Genomic DNA, 20,852 nt, shown 5'->3' with positions numbered 1-20,852 from the left:
ATCACGCCGGCTCCACGGCCTTCGGCTTCTGCAGCCTTGCCAGTTCCTCAAAAGGAATATGGCAGCGGATCGTGTGCCCGGGCTCGGCCTCGGCCAGTTCCGGCTCCTGTGTCTCGCAGATCGCGCCGATCTTGCGCGGGCAGCGCGTGTGGAAGACACAGCCCTTCGGCGGATTGGCCGCGCTTGGGATTTCACCGTCGAGGCGGATGCGCGAGCGCTCCGTCCGGTCGAGTTTTGGAACGGCCGACAACAGCGCTTCCGTATACGGATGGTGGGGGCCGGAAAACACCGCTTCCGATGGTCCGAATTCCATGATGCGGCCGAGATAAAGCACGGCGATCTTGTCAGAGAGGTAACGCACCACGCCGAGGTCGTGCGAGATGAAGATATAGCTCACGTCCTGCTTCGACTGCAGGTCGGCTAAAAGGTTGAGGATCGCCGCCTGCACCGAGACGTCGAGCGCCGAGGTCGGCTCGTCGCAGACGACGATGCGCGGATCGCCGGCGAAGGCCCGCGCGATCGCCACGCGCTGCTTCAGCCCGCCCGAAAGCTGGCGCGGCTTGACGGCGAGATGCCGGTCGGTGAGCCGCACCGAGCGGACAAGTTCTTCCAGCCGTGTGTCCAAAGTCTTGCCGGTGAGCCCGCCAAGCCGCTTTAAGGCGCGGCTCAGGATATGACGGATCGAATGCGAGCGGTTGAGTGCCGAATCCGGGTTCTGGAAGACGATCTGCACCGCCTTGACCTGGTCTTCGGAGCGGCTTGCAAGCCGCGGCGCCAACTGCTTTCCCTCGAGCTCGATACTGCCGCCTTCGTCCGGCTGGACGAGGCCGAGCAAAAGCCTCGCGAAGGTCGTCTTACCGCTGCCGGATTCGCCGACCAGGCCGAGCGTCTCGCCGGGCCTCAGGCTGACCGAGACGTCCTTCACCGCCCGCAGCGGACGGCCGTGGCTGGCATAGGTCTTGTTCAGCCCCTCGACCTGCAGCACCGGCGGCGCCTGCTTGGGTGCTGCGGCAGGAATCTCGGCGGGTGTCGCGCGCGGCAGCGACTGCGCCTTGTCGTGATAGTGGCAGCGCGACAGCCGGACGCCTCCTTCGCCATCAGCCAGCTCGTAGAGCGGCGGCGGTTCGCTGCGGCAGCGCTCCGTCGCCAGCGCACAGCGGTCGGCGAAGGCACAGCCGACGATATTGGTGCCGATGGCGGGCAGGAAGCCCGGGATCGTGTCGAGCCGGCCCTGGTCCTTGCGCTGGCCGCCGCGCGGCAGGCAGCGCAGCAGGGCTACCGTGTAGGGGTGGCGCGGATCGTTGAAGACGTCCTTCGTCGAGCCTTCCTCGACCAGCATGCCGGCGTAGAGGACGCCGACCCGGTCGCACATGTTGGAGACGACGGCGAGGTTGTGGCTGATGAACAGGATCGAGGCCGACAGCTCGCGCCGCAACTGCCCGATCAGGTCGAGCACTTCGGCTTCCACGGTGGCGTCGAGACCGGTCGTCGGCTCGTCGAGGATCAGCATCGAGGGATCGTTGGCCAAGGCCATGGCGATCGCCACGCGCTGCTGCATGCCGCCGGAAAGCTGGTGCGGATAGCGCTGCATGACGCTGGCTGGATCGGAGATGCGCACAAGGTTCAGCATCGCAATCGCCTTATCGGCGGCGGCCTTTCCCGAGATGCCGGCAAGCTCGAAGATCTCCGTCAGTTGCCGGCCGATGCGCAGCGACGGGTTCAGCGCCTTGCCGGGGTCCTGATAGACCATCGACACGCTTTCCGCCCGCGCCCGCCGCAGCGCTTCGGGGTCGAGCTTCATGACGTCCTGGCCGTCGAGCGCGATCGAACCGCCGGTGATCGAGCCGTTGCGCGGCAGATAGCGCACCACCGATAGCGCCGCAGTGGATTTGCCGCAGCCGGACTCGCCGACCAACCCGTAGGCTTCGCCCCGGCCGATCCTGAGGCTGACATTGCGCAGCACCGCCCGGTTGCGGCCGCCGACGCGATAGGCGACCGAAAGGTCGTTGAGTTCGAGCGCGTTCTTCTCAGTCATTGAACGCTCCGTGGACGCCGTCCGCCACCAGATTGACGCCGATCACCAGCGAGGCGATGGCCAAAGCGTCGAACAGCACCGTCCACCAGAAGCCGCCGCCGATCATGCCGTAATTGCTGGAGATCGAGAGGCCCCAGTCGGGGGAGGGCGGCTGGATGCCGAAGCCCATGAAGGAGAGCGTTGCGACGGCGAAAATCGCATAGCCGAGCCGCACCGTCGTCTCGACCAGGATCGGCGGGATGACGTTTGGCAGGATCTCGACGAACATCGTGTGCGGCGCGCCCTCGTGGCGCAGCTTTGCCGCCGCGACATAGTCAAGCTCGCGCTCGGCAAGCACCGCCGAGCGCACGGTGCGGGCGATGATCGGCGCGAAACTCAGGCCGATGACGACGATGACGGTGATCTTCGAAGTGCCGAGCGCGACGATGGCGAGCAGCGCGATGATCACAACCGGGATCGCCATGAAGGCTTCCAGCACGCGGCTGACGATGTCGTCGACGATGCCCCGGAAATAACCGATGAGCAGCCCCAGCGCTGTGCCGGCGACGGTCGCAAGCAATGTCGCCAGCGGCGCCACCGTCAGGATGTCGCGGGAGCCGACGATGACGCGCGAGAAGACGTCGCGGCCGATCTGGTCGGTGCCGAACCAGTGTTCGGCCGATGGCGGCGCAAGCGCGTTGATGATGTCGTCGGCAAGTGGGTCGTAGGGCACGAAATGCTCGCCGAACAGCGCGCAGATGACCCAGAACAAGACGATGGCGAGCCCGGTGAGGAATGTGCCCGACCGCAGGAGCGAGTGCAGCACCTCGCCCCAGGGACCACGCCGCGACGCGGCGTCCGGCGCTGGCAGGGTCGCGGGAGTATCTGTCGCGCTCATTGCTCTGCCCCCAACCGGATGCGCGGATTGAGCACGGAATAGAGGAAGTCGGCGACGAGTGTGGCCACCGCATAGACGATGCCGATGGTGAGGATGCCGGCCTCGAGCATCGGGAAATCCTTGCCGCGCGCGGCGGTGAAGATCAGCGAGCCGATGCCCTGGTAGCGGAACAGCGTCTCGATGACGACCAGCCCGCCGATCAGGTAGCCGGTTTGTGTGGCGATGACGGTGATGGTCGGCAACAGCGCATTGCGCAGCACATGCCGCCAGATCACCGTGCGCCACGGCAGGCCCTTGAGCACGGCGGTGCGCGTGTAGTCGGAATCGAGCGCCTCGATCATGCCGGACCGCGCCATGCGGGCGATGTAGCCGAACAGCACCAGGAACAGCGGCAGCGACGGCAGGACGAGATAGTAGAGTTGGGTGAAGAAGCCGGCGCCTTTCGGCCAGGCGGCGGCGATCGGCAGCCAGCGCAGCCAGACGCCGAAGATCAGGATCAGGATGATGCCGGTGACGAACTCCGGCAGCACCGTCACCGACAGGCCGCCGAGACTGATGATGCGGTCGAGCGGCCGGTTGAGGTTGAGCGCGGCGATAACGCCGCCGAGGATGCCGATTGGCACCACCAGCACGAAGGCGACGAGCGCCAGCTTCATCGAATGGCCGAGCGCCTCGATGACGAAGGGCGCGACCGGGGCGCGGAAAATATAGGACGTGCCCATGTCGCCATGCAGGAAATTCCATATCCAGGTTCCGTATTGGACGAGCAGCGGCCGGTCGACGCCGAGTGAATGGTTGAGCGCGTCGACGGCGCGCTGGTCGGCGAACGGCCCCAATATGGCGCGCCCGACATTGCCGGGCAGCACCTGGCCGCCGAGGAACACCATGACGCTGAGCAGGAACAGCGTGACGAGCGACAGAGCGAGGCGCCGGACGAGGAAGGCGAGGATGGCGAATACTCCTATTGGGGCCGGCTCTCCGTGGAGGGCCGGCCGTCAGGGATAAGCTAGTCGCTCGCGTCAGGCCTTCGAGGCCTTATCGAGGAACAGCTGCGACATGGCGGTGGGCTGCACGCCCGCCACGCCTTTCGCCGTCGCCGTCAGATAGTCGTAGAAATAGCCGAAGATCACAGGCGTTTCCTCGAGCAGCAGCTTCTGGATCTTGCCGGCGTCGGCCTTCTGCGCCTCGAGGTCGAGGGCCGCGATATAGCTTGCCGCAAGCTGGTCGTAGTCCTTGTTCTTGAAGTGCGCGGCGTTCCATGTGCCGTCGCTCTTCAAGGGTGCCGCGAGATAGACGTTGGGCACGCCGCGGTGGCCGTAGTCGGTGATGCCCATCGCCGAATCCAGCCAGTTCGACTTGCCGAACACGGCATCGCCATAATAGGCGCCCTGGTCGAGAATGTTGAGCTCGAGCTCGATGCCGATTTCCTTGACCCAGTTCTGGATGAGCTGGGCGTATTCGGGGATCTCCAGATAGCGCTCGGTGGTGAGCGTCATCTTGAAGCCCTTGCCGGCGCCTGCCGCTTCCATCAGCTGCTTGGCCTGGGCGATATCCTGCTTGCGCTGCGGCACGCTGGTATCGGTCGAAGGGTAGACGGCGGCGAACGGGCTGTCATTGCCGAGCGCCGAACGTCCCTTCATCAGACCGGCGGCAAGTTTCTCGCGGTCGAGGCAGAGCGCGATGGCGCGGCGCACGCGAGCGTCCTTCGTCGGGCCCTCGTCGCAGTGCATATGCAACTGCTGGTGCGCGGACGATTTTAAGCTGATCACGTCGAAATTCGGATCGTTGAGGATGGCGACGCCGGCCAGCACCGGCATCTGGTTGATGATGTCGATCTGCCCGCCCTGCAGCGCCAGGATCTGTGCCTGCATGTCGGAGAAGAAGGTGAACTCGGTGCGATCCGGCAGCGCCTTCTCGCCCCAGTAGTCGTCGTTGCGCACGAAGGACGCGCCGACCTTGGGCGTGTATTTCTCCAGCTTGAACGGCCCGGTGCCGTCGAAGCTCTGCTCGTAGCCGCCCTTGTAGCTCGCCGGGATAATGACGGCGTTGTAGTTGTCGGACGACAACATGTAGGGGAAGTTGCCATTCGGCGCGTCGAGATGGAATTCGACCGTATAGTCGTCGACCTTCTTGGAGTTGCCCTTCTGCAGGATGCCGGTGAACACCGACAGTGCGTTGGAGGAATTGGCGGGATCGGCAAGCCGGTCGATGCTGGCCACCACGTCGTCGGCCTTCATCTCGCCGCCCGAGTGGAATTTCACACCCTTGCGCAGCGTGAAGGTCCACACCGTGCCGTCGGCATTCGGCTTCCAGCTTTCGGCCAGCGCCGGCTTCAGCACCAGGTCCGGCCCGTCGATGCAGAGGAATTCGGCAACCTGCTGCAGCACGAGCAGACCGCCGGCGTCCGCGATGGTGACAGGGTCGATCGCGGCGGACGGCACGTTGCTGCCGACGCGGATGGTGGCGCCGGGCGCGCCCGCGGCGCGGGCAAGCGAGGGCGCGGCGCCGAAGCCCGCCGCCATGCCGATGCGGCCGAGCAGCGGCAGCGACAGGCCGAGCAGACTGCCGTGGCGGACGAAGTCGCGGCGGCTGACGCGGCCGTCGATGAGGCCGTCGATGAGGTGATTTTCGAGCGGCGTGCGGTTGCGCCGGATGAGATCGAGAATGCGATGGTTCTTGCTCATGGGTCTAAACCCTTTCCCCAGTTCTTGTAGTTGGCGAGTGCATTCCGGTTGACGAATTCCGTGGAGTTCTCCTGTCCCGGCCATCGTCAACAATTTCAGTCGATCGAACTCTAGCATGCGGTTTGGTCGGGTCCATCCGCTCCTTGAAGCGGGAAGGTCAGATTTTCTTGATGCATACCCTGTTCGGTCTTGCGGTCGGATCGAAATCGCGGCCGCTTTTTCATTCGGTACTTTCGCCTCCTTTCAGGTCGGCGAGAAGCTGTCGATCTCGCCTGACACCCATACGTATGGCGCTTCCAGCCTGTGGTTGATCGGCGTTGCCGTGATGCGCTGGATCCTCATCTCAGCCGATCTCGAAGAAAGGCTTGCCGAGCAAATCCGGGTCGACATCGATGCCGAGGCCGGGCCCCTCGGGAATGCCCATGCGGCTGCCTGTCACCGGCGGCTTGTTGGAGGCCGTACGCACCGTTACCCATTCGTGGAAGGCGATCGCGTGCAGCCGGCGCTCCTCCGGCGTCGACAGCGACAGATGCGCCATGGCGGCGGTGTCGATCTCGGCGCCGCCGGTATCCTCGACCGTGATCATGAAACCGAGATCGACGGCAACGTCACGGATCAACCGGGTCTGCGTCACGCCGCCCAACCGCGAGATCTTCAGCGTCACCCCGTCGGCCGCGCCGCGTCGGTGGATTTCCAGCATCTCCTGCAGCGAGGTGACGGATTCATCCAGCACCATCGGCTTGTCGAGCATGCGGCGCACCGACATGTTTTCGTCGATCGTCGTGCAGGGCTGTTCGAACGTGTAGTCGATGCCGCGCGTTGCATCGGCGAACTGTCGCGCCTGGTAGGGCGTCCAGCCGGCATTGGCGTCGCAGAAGATCACCGTGCCTTTCGGCACGGCCGAGGCCACCGCGGTCACCCGCTCGATGTCGTCGCGCACATTGCCGCCGACCTTGACCTGCAGCCGGCGGTAGCCTTCAGCGACGATGCGCTTGGCAAGTGCGGCCATCTGGTCGACCGTGCCGTGGGTGACGACCCGGTAGAGCTCCGCCGTCTCGCTCTCGCGGCCGCCGAGCATCGTCACCAGCGGCACAGCCGCGGCGCGCGCCGCCAGATCCCAGCAGGCCATGTCGAGCGCGGCCTTCACGTAGGGATGGCCCTTGAACACCGTGTCCATCAGCCTGCCGATGCCGGCCAGCCCGCGCGGATCGTGGCCGATGAGATGCGGCGCGATCTCCGGCACGCCCGCGCGCGTTCCCGCCGGAAACGCGGCCGAGTAGAAATTGCCGAGCGGCGCCATCTCGCCCCAGCCGGTCACGCTACTGTCCGAGGTGATGGCGACGATCACCGCGTCGAAGCAATCGGCGACGCGCCCCTTGGACATGCGGTAGGGGCCGTCCACGAAGGGCTGCACGACATGGTAGGCTTTTATGCTCTTGATCTTCACGTTTGTGTCCGTTGTTAGCGACGTCGTTCAGCGGCCTTCGAGGCCCGCTCTTCAAGGCCGCGCGCGTAGGCAAGAAGCTCTTCGAAATCGTCGTCGATATGCTCGCGCGCATGGCGCTGTGCGGCGCGCATGTCCGCGCCCTTGAGCAGCGCCACATAGGTTTCGTGCAGGTCCTCGGCCGGCACCGGCTCATTGCGCGCCCGCTGATGCAGCGCGAAATACATCTGCAGCCGGCTGGTCAGCCGCTGCCAGGTCTCCAGCAGCACCGAATTGTCGGCCCATTCGTAGACCAGCCCGTGCAGTTGCAGCGCAGTCTCGATCTGGCGCGTGGTGTCGAGCGAACGCGTTGCCTGTTTCACCGCCTCGTGGCGGCGGTCGAGCTCATCGAAGAAGCGCTGGTCGCGCTGCGGCCAGGTGAGCTCGATGGCGAAGTCGTCGAGCACCTTGTTGAGTGAATAGGCGTCGACGATGTCCTTGGCGGTGACTTCGATGACGAAGGTCCCGGCATAGGGGACGCTGGTCAGGATGCCTTCCTGCACCAGCTCGCGCATCGCCTCGCGCAGCGGCGCGCGGCTGACCCGCATCTGCTCGGAAATCCTGAGCTCGTTGAGCTTCTGCCCGGGTTCCAACTGGCCGGTCAGGATGGCGCGCCTGAGCAGCGCGACGATCTCCGCCCTGCGCGTCGTATCCGCGATCGGACTGAAATCCAGCTTCGCCATGCATTCCACTCCGGATGAACCGGTTGCAAGAGAAACAGATTGTCGACAATCTAACAAGAGGATGGAGATCAATTTTTTCAGATTGCGACGCACAAAGAAAACGGCGCCCCCGGCGTGGGGGCCGAGGGCGCCGTCGGACCGGGACTGATGGGGGTTATCAGCTGGCCGGTTTCGGTTGCGGCAAGGGAGAAACCGGCATTCCGGGTCCGATCTTCTGCAGATTGCCCGTGATCACCTGGTCGCTCTCGGAGATGCCAGAGGTCACGGAGATCAGGTCGCCCTCGGTCGGCCCGAGCGAGACCAGCTTCTGGTCGACCGTGTTGCCCTTGCCGAGAACATAAACATACTTGCCGAGCTGGCTGGAGCCGAGCGCCACCTGCGGCACCATCAGCGTGTTGGGCTGTTCCTTCACATGCAGCCGCACGCGGACATACTGGCCGGGCAGCAGCCTGAACTTGGCATTGCCGATTGTGGCCCGCGCCGTGATCGTGCCGGTCGAATGGTCGATCGTGTTGTCGATGAAGGTGAGCTGGCCCTTCTGGCTGGGCTCGGTCTCGCCAGGCAACAGCACGTCGACCGCGATCGGACCGGCTGCTTTCGCTTCCTCGATCTGGACCAGGTCGGTCTCGCTCGGATTGAAGGTGACGTAGATCGGGTCGAGCTGCACCAACGTGTTGAGCACGGTGCCGGCGACGCTGACCAGCGTGCCGACCGAGGCCTGGTTGCGTCCGATGCGGCCGGGGAAGGGCGCCTTGATTTCGGCATAGCCGAGATTGAGCTCGGCGGTCCGCACCGCCGCCTTGTCGAGCAACAGCGCCGCCTCCGCCCCGCGCAAGGTGCTGGTGCGCTGGTCGAAGCTGTCCTTGGCGAGATAGCCGCTCTTGGCGAGCTCGCTGCCGCGGCCGAGATTGGAGCGCGCATAGTCGAGCGTCGCGGTATCGCGCTCGACCAGCGCCTTCGCCTGGTCAAGCGCTGCCTGATAGTCCTCGGTCGCGATCCTGTAGAGCAGGTCGCCCTGCTTTACGTCGCTGCCGTCCTGCGCCGTCTGCTCCTGCAGATAGCCCGGCACGCGCGCCTGCAGCGTGATGCTGCGGATCGGCTCGACGCGCGCGGCGTAGTCGAGATAGATCGGCAGCGTCTTCTTGACGACGTTCACCACCGGCACCGGCATGACGAAGGCCTTGGGCGCAGGTGCAGCGCCCGCCGTGCTGGCGTTGAGGCTGAGATTGCCCATGTCGAGCAGGTGGACACTTGCCACCGAAATCGCGCCCAGCGCGACGGCCGTTCCCAAAGCGATTTTCCATTTACGCATGAAGTCTCTCCATCCTATTCGGCCGCATCGGCGAGCCGCACGGGCTCGGCGGTCGGTTCAATCTCTTGTTGGTGCGGGGCATACTGATGACCCGCGACAGGCTCGGTCTCGCCGCCGCGCTCGCGCAGCTGCTCGATGACTGCGTAGAAGACCGGCACGAAGACCAGCGACAGGATGGTCGCCGCCACCATGCCGCCGAAGACGGTGGTGCCGATCGACTGCCGGCTGGCGGCACCCGCGCCGGTCGCGAACATCAGCGGCAGCACGCCGAGGATGAAGGCAAAGGCCGTCATCAGGATCGGCCGCAGCCTCAGCCGCGCGGCTTCCATCGCCGCCTCGACGATGGTCAGGCCTTCCTCGCGCCGTCGCCTAGCGAACTCGACGATCAGAATCGCGTTCTTCGCCGCCAGGCCGATCAGCATGACAAAGCCGATCTGCGAGTAGACGTCGATCTGCATGCCGCGCAGCAAAAGCACGACGAAGGCGCCGAACAATGCGAGCGGCACGGCGAGCAGCACCATGAAGGGCATCGCCCAGCTTTCATACTGCGCCGCCAGGATCAGGAAGACGAAGACGATCGCCAGCCCAAAGACAACAGAGGCGATCGAGCCGGCCTTGAGCTCCTGGTAGGTGATGCCGGTCCACTCATAGCCGAAGTCGCGCGGCAGCACGTTCGCCGCCGCCCGCTCCATCGCCGCCACCGCCTGTCCGGACGAGAAGCCCGGAGCGGCGCCGCCATTGATGAGCGCGGACGCATTGTTGTTGTAATGCGGCACGGTCTCGGGGCCGACGATCGGCACCAGCTTGCCCAGCGTGCTCAGCGGCACCATGCCGCCCGACGCGTTGCGCACATAGAGCCGCGATATGTCGGTCGCGTCGGCACGCGCGTCCTTGTCGGCCTGGATGGTCACCCGGAAGGTGCGGCCGAACAGGTTGAAGTCGTTGACGTAGAGCGAGCCGAGATAGATCTGCAGCGTGTTGAACACGTCGGGCAGGTTGAGGCCGAGAAGCTTCGCCTTGCTGCGGTCGAGGTCGTAGTTGAACTGCGGCGTCGAGGTCGAGAAGGACGAGAACAGCTGCTGCGGGTTGAGCTCGGGCTGCTTGCGTGCCTCGGCGATCAGCGCCTGGGTCACCTCGTTCAGCGCGGCACTGCCGCGGCCCGAAAGGTCTTCCACCTGGAACTCGAAGCCGCCGGTGGTGCCGAGGCCCGGGATCGAGGGCGGATCGAAGGACAGCGCGAAGGCCTCCGGTAGCTGCAGCAGCTTGCCGCGCACCTGCTCGACCAGCTTCGAGGCGTTCTGGTCGGGCCCGCGTTCGTCCCACGGCTTCAGGATGGCAAACTCCACCGCCGAGTTAGACTGCGCGGCGCTGGTCAGGAAGTTCAGGCCGCTGATCGAGCCGACGATGTCGACGCCGGGCGTGTTCTGCAGGATGTCGCGCGCCTTCTGCGCCACCGCGTCGGTGCGCTCCAGCGAAGCGCCGTCGGGCAACTGGATGACGACGAAGAAATAGCCCTGGTCCTCGACGGGGAGGAAGGTCGAGGGCAGCTTCTGCCAGACGAAATAGGTGGCGACCAGGCCCGCCGCGAACAGGCCGAGCATGGCCCAGCGCAGCCGGATCAGGATGCGCACGCCATGGGCATAGGCATGCGACAGCCAGTCGAAGCCGGCGTTGAACCAGCGGAACAGCACGAACTGCGTCTCGCCGCGATGGCGCAGGAAGGCGGCGCTGAGCGCCGGGCTCAGCGTCAGTGAGTTGAAGGCCGAGATGCCGACCGAGATCGCAACGGTGAGCGCGAACTGGTTGTAGAGCCGTCCGGAGACGCCAGGGATGAAGGCGACAGGGATGAACACCGCCGCGAGCACCGCGGTGGTGGCGATGATCGGTCCCGTCACCTCGGCCATCGCGGCGCGCGTCGCCGCAAGCGGCTTGAGGCCGGCCTCGAGCTGTCGCTCGACATTCTCGACCACGACAATGGCGTCGTCGACGACGAGGCCGATCGCCAGCACCATGCCGAGCAGCGACAGCATGTTGAGCGAGAAGCCCAGCATGTACATGATCGCCAGCGTCGCGATCAGCGACACCGGGATGGCGATGGTCGGGATGATGGTGGTGCGCCAGCTCTGCAGGAAGATGAACACCACCGCCACGACCAGCACCAGCGCTTCGCCGAGCGTGATCAGCACGTCATGCATCGAGGCCGAGACGAAGCGCGTCGTGTCGTAATGCATGGCGTAGTGGACGCCCTTTGGAAAGCGCGCCGACAGCTCCTGCATCTTGTCCTTGACCCGCTGCTGCAGGTCGAGCGCGTTGGAGCCGGGCATCTGATAGACGGCGAGCACCACGGTCGGGTCCTTGCCGAAGAAGGCGGAGGAGGAATATTGCAGCGCGCCGAGCTCGATGCGGGCGACATCGCGAAGCCTGACAAGCGAGCCGTTCTGTGAATTGGCGCGCACGACGATGTCGCCGAATTCCTTCGGGTCGCTGAGGCGGCCGACCGCGTTGACCTGCATCTCGAAGGCGGTGCCGGCAGGCGCCGGGGACTGGCCGATCTTGCCTGCCGCCACCTGGACGTTCTGTTCCGAGATGGCGTTCTGCACGTCGACGGCGGTGATGCCGAGATTGGCCAGTTTGTCCGGGTCGAGCCAGACGCGCATCGAATAGCGGCGTTCGCCGAAGATCTGCACGTCACCGACGCCGGGTAGCCGCTTCAGCGGATCGACGACCTGCAGATAGGCGAGGTTGCTCAGCGCCACCGGATCGACCGAGCCGTCAGGCGAGGTGAGATCAACGATAAGGACGAAATTGGGGTTCTGCTTCTTGATCGTCACGCCGCCCTGGTTGACGATGGCCGGGAGGGAGGACGCGGCCTGCGAGACGCGGTTCTGCACGTCGACGGCCGCCGTGCTCAGCGGATAACCGACATCGAAGGTGATGGTGATGGTCGAGGAGCCGTCATTCGAGCTCGTCGACGACATGTAGGTCATGCCTTGCACGCCGTTGATCTGCTGCTCGAGCGGCGTGGTGACCGTATCGGCCACGACTTGCGCGCTGGCGCCGGGATAGTGGGCGCTGACCACGACTTGCGGGGGCGTGATGTCGGGAAATTGCGAGACCGGCAGCAGGAAATAGGCGATAGCGCCGGCGAGCACCATGATGATGGCGATCGCCGACGCGAAGATCGGACGGTGGATGAAGAAGTTTACCATGACGCGGATGCCTCGCCGAACGGCTTTGCGAAGTGGCGCAGGCGCCGGGCCCGGCCGGAGCCGGAGTCCTGCAGGAAGGATGGCAGGCCCTCGTCGTCCGGCGCCTGTTCTGCCGCGCGCGAGCGCAGCATCCGTTCGAAGGCCTTAGGGTCGATCCCGTCCGCCTTCATCGCCAGCCGGATCATCGGATCCCGGATGGCCTCGTCGATCGTCAGGTCTTTGCGCTTTTGCATAGGAGTAGCTCCTTGCTTGCGGCCCGCATCGGATGATCACGGACCGTTTTCTTCTCTAATTCACCGGCCGAAGCCGCATGACAGGCAGGTTTTCTGTCCTAACTCACTCTGGCAGGGCTATCGGTGGGCCTTGTCGTTTGACGGGGAGTGATATAGGTGTTACCAGTAAGTAACATATAAAAGTTACAGACCGGTAACACCCTAGTCAAGAGGTGACCTCGGTTTTTTTGGAAACGACGAAAGGAGAGCATGATGACTGACGGCGTCGCGGAGCGTTCCCGCCCCCGGGATCGGATCCTGGAAACGGCGCAGGACATGTTCCACAAGCACGGCATCAAGGGTGTTGGCGTCGACGCCATCACCGAGGCTGCCGGCACCAACAAGATGACGCTCTATCGTCACTTCGAATCCAAGGATGAGCTGATCATCGAATGCCTGCGCGCCACGGCGGCGAAGGCATCAAAGGTGTGGGACGAGTTTGAGGCTCAGCATCCCGGCGACAAGCTCGCCCAGTTGCATGCCTGGGTCCACAAGGCCTCGGAAATGCTCAGCGCCGACTGTCGCGGCTGCGACATGGCCAATGCCGCCGTCGAGCTCAGCGAGACCGATCACCCGGCAAGGCGCGTCATCAAGGAACTGAAGGAAGCCCAGCGCGAAAAGCTCGTTGCGCTTTGCCGCGATGCCGGCATCGGCCAAGCCGAGCTGCTCGCCGACACGCTGTCGCTGCTGCTCGAAGGCGCGCGTGTGAGTATGCAAAGCGTTGGCGCCGAAGGCCCGAGTGCGCAATTCGTGCGTATGGCCGAAAGCCTGATCGCGTCGTTCAGGGTGCGCTGACTTTGGCGTCCGAATTCGGTGCGGGCAAAGAAAAGCCCGCTGCCGGGAGGAGGAGGCAGCGGGCTCGATTTCGAATACGGCACGGGAGGAGGTGTACCGCATTCCTCGCCGGTGTCTGGGAGGAGGAAGACATCCGACACCGCAACATTTACGATTTGCCCAACGATTCGGCAACTACGAAACGTGCATAGCTGGTGTGCAGAATTGCCGCACCATCCGCCAATCCTCCGACAAATCAGGAAAAAGCCGCCCTCTTTCGGCGCGCTAACTCATTGAACCGGCACGTTTTCCTTGAATATCAGTCGCGGCTCGATGAATTTCTTCGTCAGGTACGGCGCCGATGAGGCGATCGAGCCGAGCAGGCGGATCACCGCTTGCTCGGCGATCAGCCGCGCATTCTGGTCGATGACGACATCAGCGAGATCGTCGACGAGATAGCGGCGCGTTTCCTTGGTCAGGTCGTGGCAGATGAACACCGGCTTCCGCCGCGGCCTGGCTTCAAGCAACGCCTTCGCCACGCCCGAGCGTCCGGCGCCGACGCAATAGATGCCGAGAAGTTCCGGCTCGTTGTGCAGCGCCTTGATGGTCGCGCGGTAGCTGGCATCCGGCTCGTCATTGATCTCGACCGCGCTGGAGACGGTGAGGTTGGGGAACTCTTCGGCGAGCACCGACCGAAAACCCATCTCGCGCTCCTCATGGCCGCGATAGGAACGCGAGCCGACCACCATCGCCAGATGTCCGGTCCGGCCGCCGAGGAAGCGGCCCATCAGCAGCGCCGCCGTGCGCCCGGCGACCCGGTTGTCGATGCCGACATAGGCCGAGCGCGGGGCGGCCGGCACATCCGAGACCAGCGTGACCAGCCGGATTCCGGCCTCGACCAGCTCGCGCAAAATGTTGCGCGTGCGCGGATGGTCGACGGCGATGACGCCGACGCCATTCGCTTTGAGAGAAAGGTTCTCGACCGCGGTCTGCAGAGCGCCCGGCGAGATGCCGGCAAGGTTGTGGATGCGGCAGGAGGCGACCAGCGGCAGCCGCGCGGCATAGTCCTCGATATGATGCGCGAGATCGGCCATGAAGGCATTGCTGCCGATCGGCAGAAAGAATTCCAGATGCGCCGGCTTGGACGGCAGCACGACCTGGTCGAGCGTCGGCAGGTAGCCGAGTTGCTTGGCCGCCTCCATGACGCGCTGCCGGTTGGCCGCGCTCGCTCCTGGACGGTTGTTGAGCACCCTGTCGACCGTCGCGGTCGACAGGCCGCAGCTCCTGGCGATGTCGGCAACGGTGGCTTTCATGGCTCCAGCCATAGGATGGGATCCGAGCCCGTCTCAGGCCCGATCAGCCATGCGGCCGCGGGCCGTCGGAAATCGCGTCGCGGATTTCCTTGTCCGACATGCCGGTGATGATCCGCTCGACCTCGGCGACGGTTGTCTTTTTCGGATCGATGTCGTCGGCCACCACCTTGCCGCGCCGCATCACCACGATGCGGTCGACCACCTGGAAGACGTGGTGGATGTTGTGGGCGATGAAGATGCAGGAGTGGCCGGAATCGCGGGCGCTGCGCACGAAGCTCAGCACGCCTTGCGTCTCGGCGACGCCGAGATTGTTGGTCGGCTCGTCGAGGATGATCAGGTCGCTGTCGAAATGCATGGCGCGCGCGATCGCCACCGCTTGCCGCTCGCCGCCCGACAGCGAGCCGATCGGCGTCGTCGGCGGGATGTTCTTCGAGATGCCGACCTGCTTGAGCAGGTCGCGCGCCACAACATTCATCGCTTCCTGGTCCATGCGATTCAAAAAGCGCGGCGGCTTGATCGGCTCGCGCCCGAGGAACAGGTTGCGGGCGATCGACAGCTGCGTGACGAGTGCGGAGTCCTGGTAGATGGTCTCGATGCCTTCAGCGATGGCGTCGCTGGTGCTGCGGAAATCCACCTTCTTGCCGCGCACGAAGATGTCGCCGCTGGTCAGCGGCACCGCGCCCGACAGCACCTTGATCAGCGTCGACTTGCCGGCGCCGTTGTCGCCGAGCAGCCCGACGATCTCCCTTTCATTGACATGGAAATTGGCATCCACCAGCGCCTGCACGCGCCCGTAGGACTTGCGGATGTTCGTCATGCGGATGAGCGGTTCGGCCATGGGTCACGTCCCTGCCTGGTGCCGGCGTTCGAGCCATGAATGCAGCGCCATCATGCCGAGGATGATCGCGCCGATGAAGATGTTGTAGGCGAGCCCTGGCACGCCGATCAGCACGATGCCGTTGCGCATGACGCGCAGGATCAGGATGCCGAGCACCGTGCCGATGATGGTGCCGCGCCCGCCGGTCAGCGCCGTGCCGCCGATCACCACCATGGCGATGACTTCCAGCTCGTAGCCGGTGCCGCTGTTGGGGTTGGCGGCCGAAGTGCGCAGCGAGGAGATGACGCCGGCGAGCGAGGCCATCACCGCCGACAGGACGAAAAGACCGACCTTGACGCGGTTGACGTTGACGCCGCGCGCCCGCGCCGCATTTGGATTGCCTCCCGCCGCCTGGATCCAGTTCCCGGTGCGGCTCTGCGTCAGCACATAGCCGAGCACGATCGCAGCTCCGATGAACCAGAACAGCGAGGCGTAGATGCGGAACGGCCCGATGTAGAAATCGCCGACCAGTATGTCCGCCAGCAAGCTGCCTTCGGCGCTCCAGGTGCGCTGCGGAAAGCCGTCGGTGACAAAGAGCGCGGTGCCGCGCACCACCAAAAGCATGCCGAGCGTGACCAGGAAGGACGGGATCTTGAGCCGGGTCACGAACCAGCCATTGACCAGGCCGATGAAGGCCGCGACCACCAGCGCGATCAGGAAACCCATTTCCAGCGAGGTGACGCCGCCGTTGAACAGCGTCCACATCAGCACCGGCGAGAAGCCGAACAGCGAGCCGACCGAAAGGTCGAACTCGCCCGATGTCATCAGCAAGGTCATCGCCAGCGCGATCAGGCCAAGCTCGACGGTGAAGGCCAGGATGTTGGAGATGTTCTGCGGCGACAGGAAGTCGGGATTGATGCCCCAGAAGACGACGAGCTCGACGACGAGCAGCACCAGCGGCCCGAATTCCGGCCGTGCGATGAAACTTTGGATGAAGGAACGGTTTTCCATTGAGCCCGCGACGTGAGTGAACTTAATGCATGTCGCCCAAAAGTGTGTAGCGGTTTTGGGAAAAACGACATGCATAAAAACAAAGACTTAAAGCGCGTCGCTCGAATCCGTTTCGACGCGACGCGCTTTAGCTGAAGCCCGCGCGGCCGCAGGCTCGGCGAAAGGAATGGCCGTGGCCGCCGGAGCGGTCACGGCCATTGGTCGCGGATTACTTGCCGGACAGGATCTTGTCGTAGACGCCGGCTGTGTCCTTTTCATAGAGCGCGCCGGTGATGACGTTGAAGCCCGGAGGAATGCCGGCGGCAGCCATGTTGGCGAGCGAGAGCGCCACATAGCTGGTCGCCTGGGGGTCCTGCCACTGCGCGGCGTTGACGTAGCCGTTCAGCACTTCCTGGGTGGTGTCGAGCGAGTTGCCCCAGCCGACGACCGGGATTTCGCCCGGCTTGACGCCGACCTGATCGAACACGCGCTTGATCGAGCCGGTGACGAGATCGCCGAGACCGATGATGGCCTTCACCTTACCCTTATGCGCGGTGAGGTAGTCGACCATGCGGTTGATCACTTCGGCCTGGTCGAGCGTCGCTTCGGTCACCTCATAGGTGATGCCCGCCGGCTCGAACACGCTCTTGATGCCTTCCTCTTCCTGGACGCCATAGGTGGCGCCGGGAACCTCGACCGGCATCCATACGAAGTCGCCCTTCTTCACCAGGCCCTTGTCGACCAGATATTGTGCCCAGTGCTTGCCGAAGGTGACGTTGTCGCCGCCGACATAGGCATTGAAGTTGGCTTTTGGATCGGGCGTGTTGAAGTTGATGATCGGGATGTTGGCCGCGCGGGCCTCCTTGACGATCTCGACGAGGCTGCCCGGATCGGGGCTGGTGGTGACGATGCCGTCGGCCTTGGCCGAGATGGCGGCGCGGACGGCCTCCTGCTGCGAGGCGACGTCGCCATTGTGGAACGAGGTGTTCACCTTGTTGCCGGTGTCGGTCGCCCATTGCTTGGCGCCGGCGAGGAAGTAGGTCCAGACCGGATCGGCCGGCCCGCCATGCGAAATCCAGTAGAACGTCTTGGCCTCGGCCATCGCCGGAATGGCGAGTGCCGCGATCAAGCCAAGCACGAGCAGTCTCAGCCTCGAAAGCATTCGATTTCCTCCCATGTTGAAAACTCTCCTCCACATCGAGCGCGATGCGGCCCGAGAACCGCATCTCCTGCCAGCGCCGACCGGAATGTTAAGAGCATTCCCTTTTTGGGCCGATGGCAAGCCTCCATCGCCAATGGATGTTGGCACAGGTCCACACGCCATCAACGAACCCATCAGATTGCATCAGTTGCGATGATATTTTGCCGCAAACCCCGCCATTGCGCTCCATCAGCCTGTCGTGATGATCACAAGCATATGGCCGCTGTGATCCGCTGCTAGATCAGGCCGGCCTTGGCGAGGTCGCGCATCAGATGGCTGGCGCCGTACGTCCAGTGCGGGCAATCGGGCGAGAGCCGCACCCGGTTGACCAGCGCGCCGAGTTTTTCGGACGAGATGGTGACGATGTCGCCGACCTTGTGCGTAAAACCCTTGCCCTTCTCGCCACGGTCCTTCGACGGGACGAACATGGTGCCGAGATAGAGCGCCAGCCCGTCCGGATACTGGTGGTGCGGTCCCATCGCGGCCTTGACCAATTCTTCCGGCGAGCGGCTGATCTCGGCCATCGAACTCGCGCCCTCCAGCGAAAACCCGTCCTCGCCCTCGACGCTGAGCCGCACCGTGGCGCGCTTGACGTCGGCAATGGAAAAGGTCTCGTCGAAGAGCCGGATGAACGGTCCGAGCGAGGCGGAAGCGTTGTTGTCCTTGGCTTTGCCCAGCAGCAGCGCCGAGCGCCCCTCGACATCGCGCAGATTGACGTCGTTGCCGAGGGTGGCGCCGACGATGCGGCCGCTGCTGTCGGCGACCATGGCGATCTCCGGCTCCGGATTGTTCCAGGTCGAGACCGGGTGCAGCCCGACATCGGCGCCGAAGCCCACGGAGGCCATCGGCTGGCATTTGGTGAAGATCTCGGCATCCGGCCCGATGCCCACTTCCAGATATTGCGACCAGGCGCCGCGCTGGATCAGCTTGGCCTTGATCTCCATCGCTTCCGGCGAGCCGGGCTTCAGCTTGGAGAGGTCATGACCGATCAGCCCGGCGATATCGGCGCGGATGGCGTCCGCCTTCTCGGCCGAGCCGCGCGCCTGCTCCTCGATGACGCGCTCGAGCAGGCTGACGACGAAGGTGACGCCAGAGGCCTTCACCGCCTGCAGGTCGACAGGGGAGAGCAGGATGGGCTTCTTCGCATCGCGTCCGGCCTCGAAGCTGTTCGCGGCGATATCGGCGAGCGACCCGATCGCCTTACCCTTGGCCGAGCGCACGTGGCCGGCAGGGTCCTTCATCTCGCAGAGATCGCGCACCGTGGGCGCCGCGCTTGAGGTGATGTCGATCACCTCGCCGTCACGCACCGTGACCACCAGCGGGTGGGAAGCATCGCTGGTCCTGGCACGGCCAATGAACAGGCCGTCGGCAGGGAGGCGGGTCGGGTCGGTCATGGTGTCGGTCCTCTTAGTCGGCTGATCGGCTTTCAGCATTCCGCTCACGGTCAGTGTGATCGCGAGCCCGCCGTTCTTCGGGGGCAATCTCAACAAATTCTTCCCAAAGGTCCACCCCGATTGATGCCTTGTCCCTTTGGTCGAGGCAGATCGCCGATGTCTGCGCTGCCCCTCACCCTTACCCTCTCCCCGTGAAGAACGGGGAGAGGGGTCGCCAGCGCTGGAGCGCTTCCCTTCTCCCCGTTTTTCACGGGGAGAAGGTGCCGGCAGGCGGATGAGGGGCAGCGCCGGCCTTGGCGATTGGCTGTCGGCGAGCACGTGATTGGCGACCGCTGGACCCCTGATCGAGTTCCCCGTGCCCCAAACGACGAAATCGAAACGCACTTTCAAATCCATGAAATCGACAATAGGATTTTCACGAAGTTCCAGCGCGAGGGTGACCACTTGTCCGCAGCCTTTTCCGATCCGATCTGGCAGAAGCCCAAAACGGCCACGGCGTTCAAGCCCGAGCTTTCGTCCGGCGGCACGCTAGACGCGATCATTGTCGGCGCCGGCATCATGGGCCTGTCGACCGCCTTGCATGCGGCCCGCGCCGGTCGTTCGGTCCAGGTGCTGGAGGCCGCAGCAGTCGGGCAGGGCGCTTCCGGCCTCAACGGCGGCCAGGTCATTCCAGGCCTCAAATACGATCCGGAATGGCTGATCGGGCATTTCGGCAAGGAGCGCGGCGAGGCCCTGGTCGACTTCGCCGCCTCGACGGCTGATGCCGTGTTCGACCTGATCCGCGACGAGAAGCTCGCGGTGCCGTTCACACGTAACGGCTGGATCCAGGCCGCGCATACCGAAACCGCTTTGATCGCGGCAGCGAACCGAGATCGCCAATGGCGAACACGCGGCGCCGACGTCAAGCTGCTCGACCAGACCGAGATCGCGGCGATGACCGGGGCCAAGGGCTATCTCGGCGGCTGGCTCGACCGCCGCGCTGGCGTCATCGATCCGCTGTCCTACACGATGGAATTGGCGCGCGTCGCCGCAAGCGCCGGCGTGAAGATCGCCGAGCAGCAAAGGGTGGTGAAGCTCAGCAAGGAAACCGGCCTCTGGCGAGTTTCAACGCAAGGCGGCGCCGAACTGCGCGCCAAGTCCGTCGTGCTCGCCGCCAATGCCTATACGGATGACTTGCTGCCTGGCCTTGCGCAGACGATCGTGCCGTTGCATTCCTTCCAGATCGCCACCGCGCCGCTGCCGGCAGAGCTCGCCGCGAGCATCCTGGCGGGCGGCCAGGCCGTCTCGGATTCGCGCCGTATCCTCGTCTATTACCGCAAGAGCGCGGACGGCCGGCTGGTGCTCGGCGGTCGCGGCCGCATGGCGCTGCCTTCCAGCGCTTCGGACTGGGCGCATCTCGAGCGCGCGCTCATCCGGCTCTACCCGGCGCTTGCCGGCATCGCCATCGAAAAGCGCTGGTTCGGCCGTGTGGCGATGACGCCGGACCACCTGCCGCACCTGCATGAGCCGGAAAAGGGCCTGCTCGCCGTGGTCGGCTGCCAGGGTAGGGGTGTCGGCCTGATGAGCGCGCTGGGCAAGCGGATGGCAAGCTATCTGGCGAGCGGTGATGTCAGGCAGTTGCCGTTCCCGCTGTCGCCGATCCGGCCGATCCCGTTCCATGCTTTCCGTCAGATCGGCGTCGCCGCCACTATCGCCTGGTACCGGATGCTCGACGCGTTCGAACGCTGAGCTTTCGCCGGCATTGCAGCGCACAAACGATTCAGCTTGACAGTTTCATAAATATGAAAAAGCATTAGCCGATTTCAAAA

The 20,852-nt window shown here is 64.5% G+C and carries 16 protein-coding genes; 2 read left to right on the top strand and 14 right to left on the bottom strand.

From position 1 onward, the window contains the following. Position 1 precedes the first annotated feature (1 nt). From EJ071_RS32830 to EJ071_RS32790, 9 genes are all read right to left on the bottom strand, one after another. A complete protein-coding gene (locus EJ071_RS32830) occupies positions 2 to 2,035 on the bottom strand; it encodes an ABC transporter ATP-binding protein (protein ID WP_126101571.1) in 2,034 nt (677 codons plus the stop codon). Then, on the bottom strand, positions 2,028 to 2,912 hold the full coding sequence (locus EJ071_RS32825) for an ABC transporter permease (protein WP_126101570.1): 885 nt from the start codon (positions 2,910 to 2,912) through the stop codon (positions 2,028 to 2,030). The genes EJ071_RS32830 and EJ071_RS32825 overlap by 8 nt, the downstream gene beginning before the upstream one ends. Continuing rightward, positions 2,909 to 3,799 carry an ABC transporter permease gene (locus tag EJ071_RS32820; RefSeq protein ID WP_189521318.1) on the bottom strand — a complete coding sequence of 297 codons (891 nt, stop codon included), beginning with the start codon at positions 3,797 to 3,799 and terminating at the stop codon, positions 2,909 to 2,911. Before EJ071_RS32820 ends, EJ071_RS32825 begins: the two co-directional genes overlap by 4 nt. A gap of 132 nt (positions 3,800 to 3,931) precedes the next feature. Further along, positions 3,932 to 5,596: an ABC transporter substrate-binding protein gene (locus tag EJ071_RS32815; RefSeq protein WP_126101568.1), complete on the bottom strand. Its 1,665-nt coding sequence runs from the start codon at positions 5,594 to 5,596 to the stop codon at positions 3,932 to 3,934. A gap of 343 nt (positions 5,597 to 5,939) precedes the next feature. Continuing rightward, a complete protein-coding gene (locus EJ071_RS32810) occupies positions 5,940 to 7,043 on the bottom strand; it encodes a mandelate racemase/muconate lactonizing enzyme family protein (RefSeq protein WP_126101567.1) in 1,104 nt (367 codons plus the stop codon). 14 nt (positions 7,044 to 7,057) lie between these two features. Continuing rightward, on the bottom strand, positions 7,058 to 7,762 hold the full coding sequence (locus EJ071_RS32805; protein WP_126101566.1) for a GntR family transcriptional regulator: 705 nt from the start codon (positions 7,760 to 7,762) through the stop codon (positions 7,058 to 7,060). Between the two features lie 157 nt (positions 7,763 to 7,919). Then, positions 7,920 to 9,074 (bottom strand): efflux RND transporter periplasmic adaptor subunit, encoded by a 1,155-nt coding sequence (locus EJ071_RS32800; RefSeq protein ID WP_126101565.1) that lies wholly within the window; start codon positions 9,072 to 9,074, stop codon positions 7,920 to 7,922. Positions 9,075 to 9,088: 14 nt separating this feature from the next. After that, positions 9,089 to 12,283: a multidrug efflux RND transporter permease subunit gene (locus tag EJ071_RS32795; RefSeq protein WP_126101564.1), complete on the bottom strand. Its 3,195-nt coding sequence runs from the start codon at positions 12,281 to 12,283 to the stop codon at positions 9,089 to 9,091. Then, the gene (locus EJ071_RS32790; RefSeq protein WP_126101563.1) at positions 12,277 to 12,516 is read right to left on the bottom strand and encodes a hypothetical protein; all 240 of its coding nucleotides are present in this window, start codon (positions 12,514 to 12,516) and stop codon (positions 12,277 to 12,279) included. Before EJ071_RS32790 ends, EJ071_RS32795 begins: the two co-directional genes overlap by 7 nt. Before the next feature lie 252 nt (positions 12,517 to 12,768). Between EJ071_RS32790 and EJ071_RS32785 the strand changes: the two genes are divergently transcribed. After that, positions 12,769 to 13,350 carry a TetR/AcrR family transcriptional regulator gene (locus EJ071_RS32785; protein ID WP_126102814.1) on the top strand — a complete coding sequence of 194 codons (582 nt, stop codon included), beginning with the start codon at positions 12,769 to 12,771 and terminating at the stop codon, positions 13,348 to 13,350. 269 nt (positions 13,351 to 13,619) lie between these two features. On the opposite strand, the gene EJ071_RS32780 is transcribed toward EJ071_RS32785, so the two are convergent. From EJ071_RS32780 to EJ071_RS32760, 5 genes are all read right to left on the bottom strand, one after another. Then, on the bottom strand, positions 13,620 to 14,642 hold the full coding sequence (locus EJ071_RS32780; protein ID WP_126101562.1) for a LacI family DNA-binding transcriptional regulator: 1,023 nt from the start codon (positions 14,640 to 14,642) through the stop codon (positions 13,620 to 13,622). Between the two features lie 43 nt (positions 14,643 to 14,685). Then, a complete protein-coding gene (locus EJ071_RS32775) occupies positions 14,686 to 15,480 on the bottom strand; it encodes an ATP-binding cassette domain-containing protein (protein ID WP_126101561.1) in 795 nt (264 codons plus the stop codon). A gap of 3 nt (positions 15,481 to 15,483) precedes the next feature. Then, a complete protein-coding gene (locus EJ071_RS32770; protein ID WP_126101560.1) occupies positions 15,484 to 16,470 on the bottom strand; it encodes an ABC transporter permease in 987 nt (328 codons plus the stop codon). Positions 16,471 to 16,678: 208 nt separating this feature from the next. After that, the gene (locus EJ071_RS32765) at positions 16,679 to 17,611 is read right to left on the bottom strand and encodes a substrate-binding domain-containing protein (RefSeq protein ID WP_126101559.1); all 933 of its coding nucleotides are present in this window, start codon (positions 17,609 to 17,611) and stop codon (positions 16,679 to 16,681) included. Between the two features lie 275 nt (positions 17,612 to 17,886). Next, a complete protein-coding gene (locus tag EJ071_RS32760) occupies positions 17,887 to 19,044 on the bottom strand; it encodes a fumarylacetoacetate hydrolase family protein (protein ID WP_126101558.1) in 1,158 nt (385 codons plus the stop codon). 444 nt (positions 19,045 to 19,488) lie between these two features. Between EJ071_RS32760 and EJ071_RS32755 the strand changes: the two genes are divergently transcribed. Beyond that, complete coding sequence (locus EJ071_RS32755; protein WP_126101557.1) at positions 19,489 to 20,772, top strand: FAD-dependent oxidoreductase; 1,284 nt, start codon at positions 19,489 to 19,491, stop codon at positions 20,770 to 20,772. Positions 20,773 to 20,852 lie beyond the last annotated feature (80 nt).

It is taken from the genome of Mesorhizobium sp. M1B.F.Ca.ET.045.04.1.1 (assembly GCF_003952465.1).
Taxonomy (GTDB): Bacteria; Pseudomonadota; Alphaproteobacteria; order Rhizobiales; family Rhizobiaceae; genus Mesorhizobium; species Mesorhizobium shonense.
This window is presented reverse-complemented; position numbering and strand designations above follow the sequence as displayed.

Coding starts and splice junctions, on each gene's coding strand:
- EJ071_RS32830 (WP_126101571.1), bottom strand. CDS start 2,035: ATGACTGAGAAGAACGCGCTCGAACTCAACGACCTTTCGGTCGCCTAT.
- EJ071_RS32825 (WP_126101570.1), bottom strand. CDS start 2,912: ATGAGCGCGACAGATACTCCCGCGACCCTGCCAGCGCCGGACGCCGCG.
- EJ071_RS32820 (WP_189521318.1), bottom strand. CDS start 3,799: ATGGTGTTCCTCGGCGGCCAGGTGCTGCCCGGCAATGTCGGGCGCGCC.
- EJ071_RS32815 (WP_126101568.1), bottom strand. CDS start 5,596: ATGAGCAAGAACCATCGCATTCTCGATCTCATCCGGCGCAACCGCACG.
- EJ071_RS32805 (WP_126101566.1), bottom strand. CDS start 7,762: ATGGCGAAGCTGGATTTCAGTCCGATCGCGGATACGACGCGCAGGGCG.
- EJ071_RS32800 (WP_126101565.1), bottom strand. CDS start 9,074: ATGCGTAAATGGAAAATCGCTTTGGGAACGGCCGTCGCGCTGGGCGCG.
- EJ071_RS32795 (WP_126101564.1), bottom strand. CDS start 12,283: ATGGTAAACTTCTTCATCCACCGTCCGATCTTCGCGTCGGCGATCGCC.
- EJ071_RS32790 (WP_126101563.1), bottom strand. CDS start 12,516: ATGCAAAAGCGCAAAGACCTGACGATCGACGAGGCCATCCGGGATCCG.
- EJ071_RS32785 (WP_126102814.1), top strand. CDS start 12,769: ATGACTGACGGCGTCGCGGAGCGTTCCCGCCCCCGGGATCGGATCCTG.
- EJ071_RS32780 (WP_126101562.1), bottom strand. CDS start 14,642: ATGAAAGCCACCGTTGCCGACATCGCCAGGAGCTGCGGCCTGTCGACC.
- EJ071_RS32775 (WP_126101561.1), bottom strand. CDS start 15,480: ATGGCCGAACCGCTCATCCGCATGACGAACATCCGCAAGTCCTACGGG.
- EJ071_RS32770 (WP_126101560.1), bottom strand. CDS start 16,470: ATGGAAAACCGTTCCTTCATCCAAAGTTTCATCGCACGGCCGGAATTC.
- EJ071_RS32765 (WP_126101559.1), bottom strand. CDS start 17,611: ATGCTTTCGAGGCTGAGACTGCTCGTGCTTGGCTTGATCGCGGCACTC.
- EJ071_RS32760 (WP_126101558.1), bottom strand. CDS start 19,044: ATGACCGACCCGACCCGCCTCCCTGCCGACGGCCTGTTCATTGGCCGT.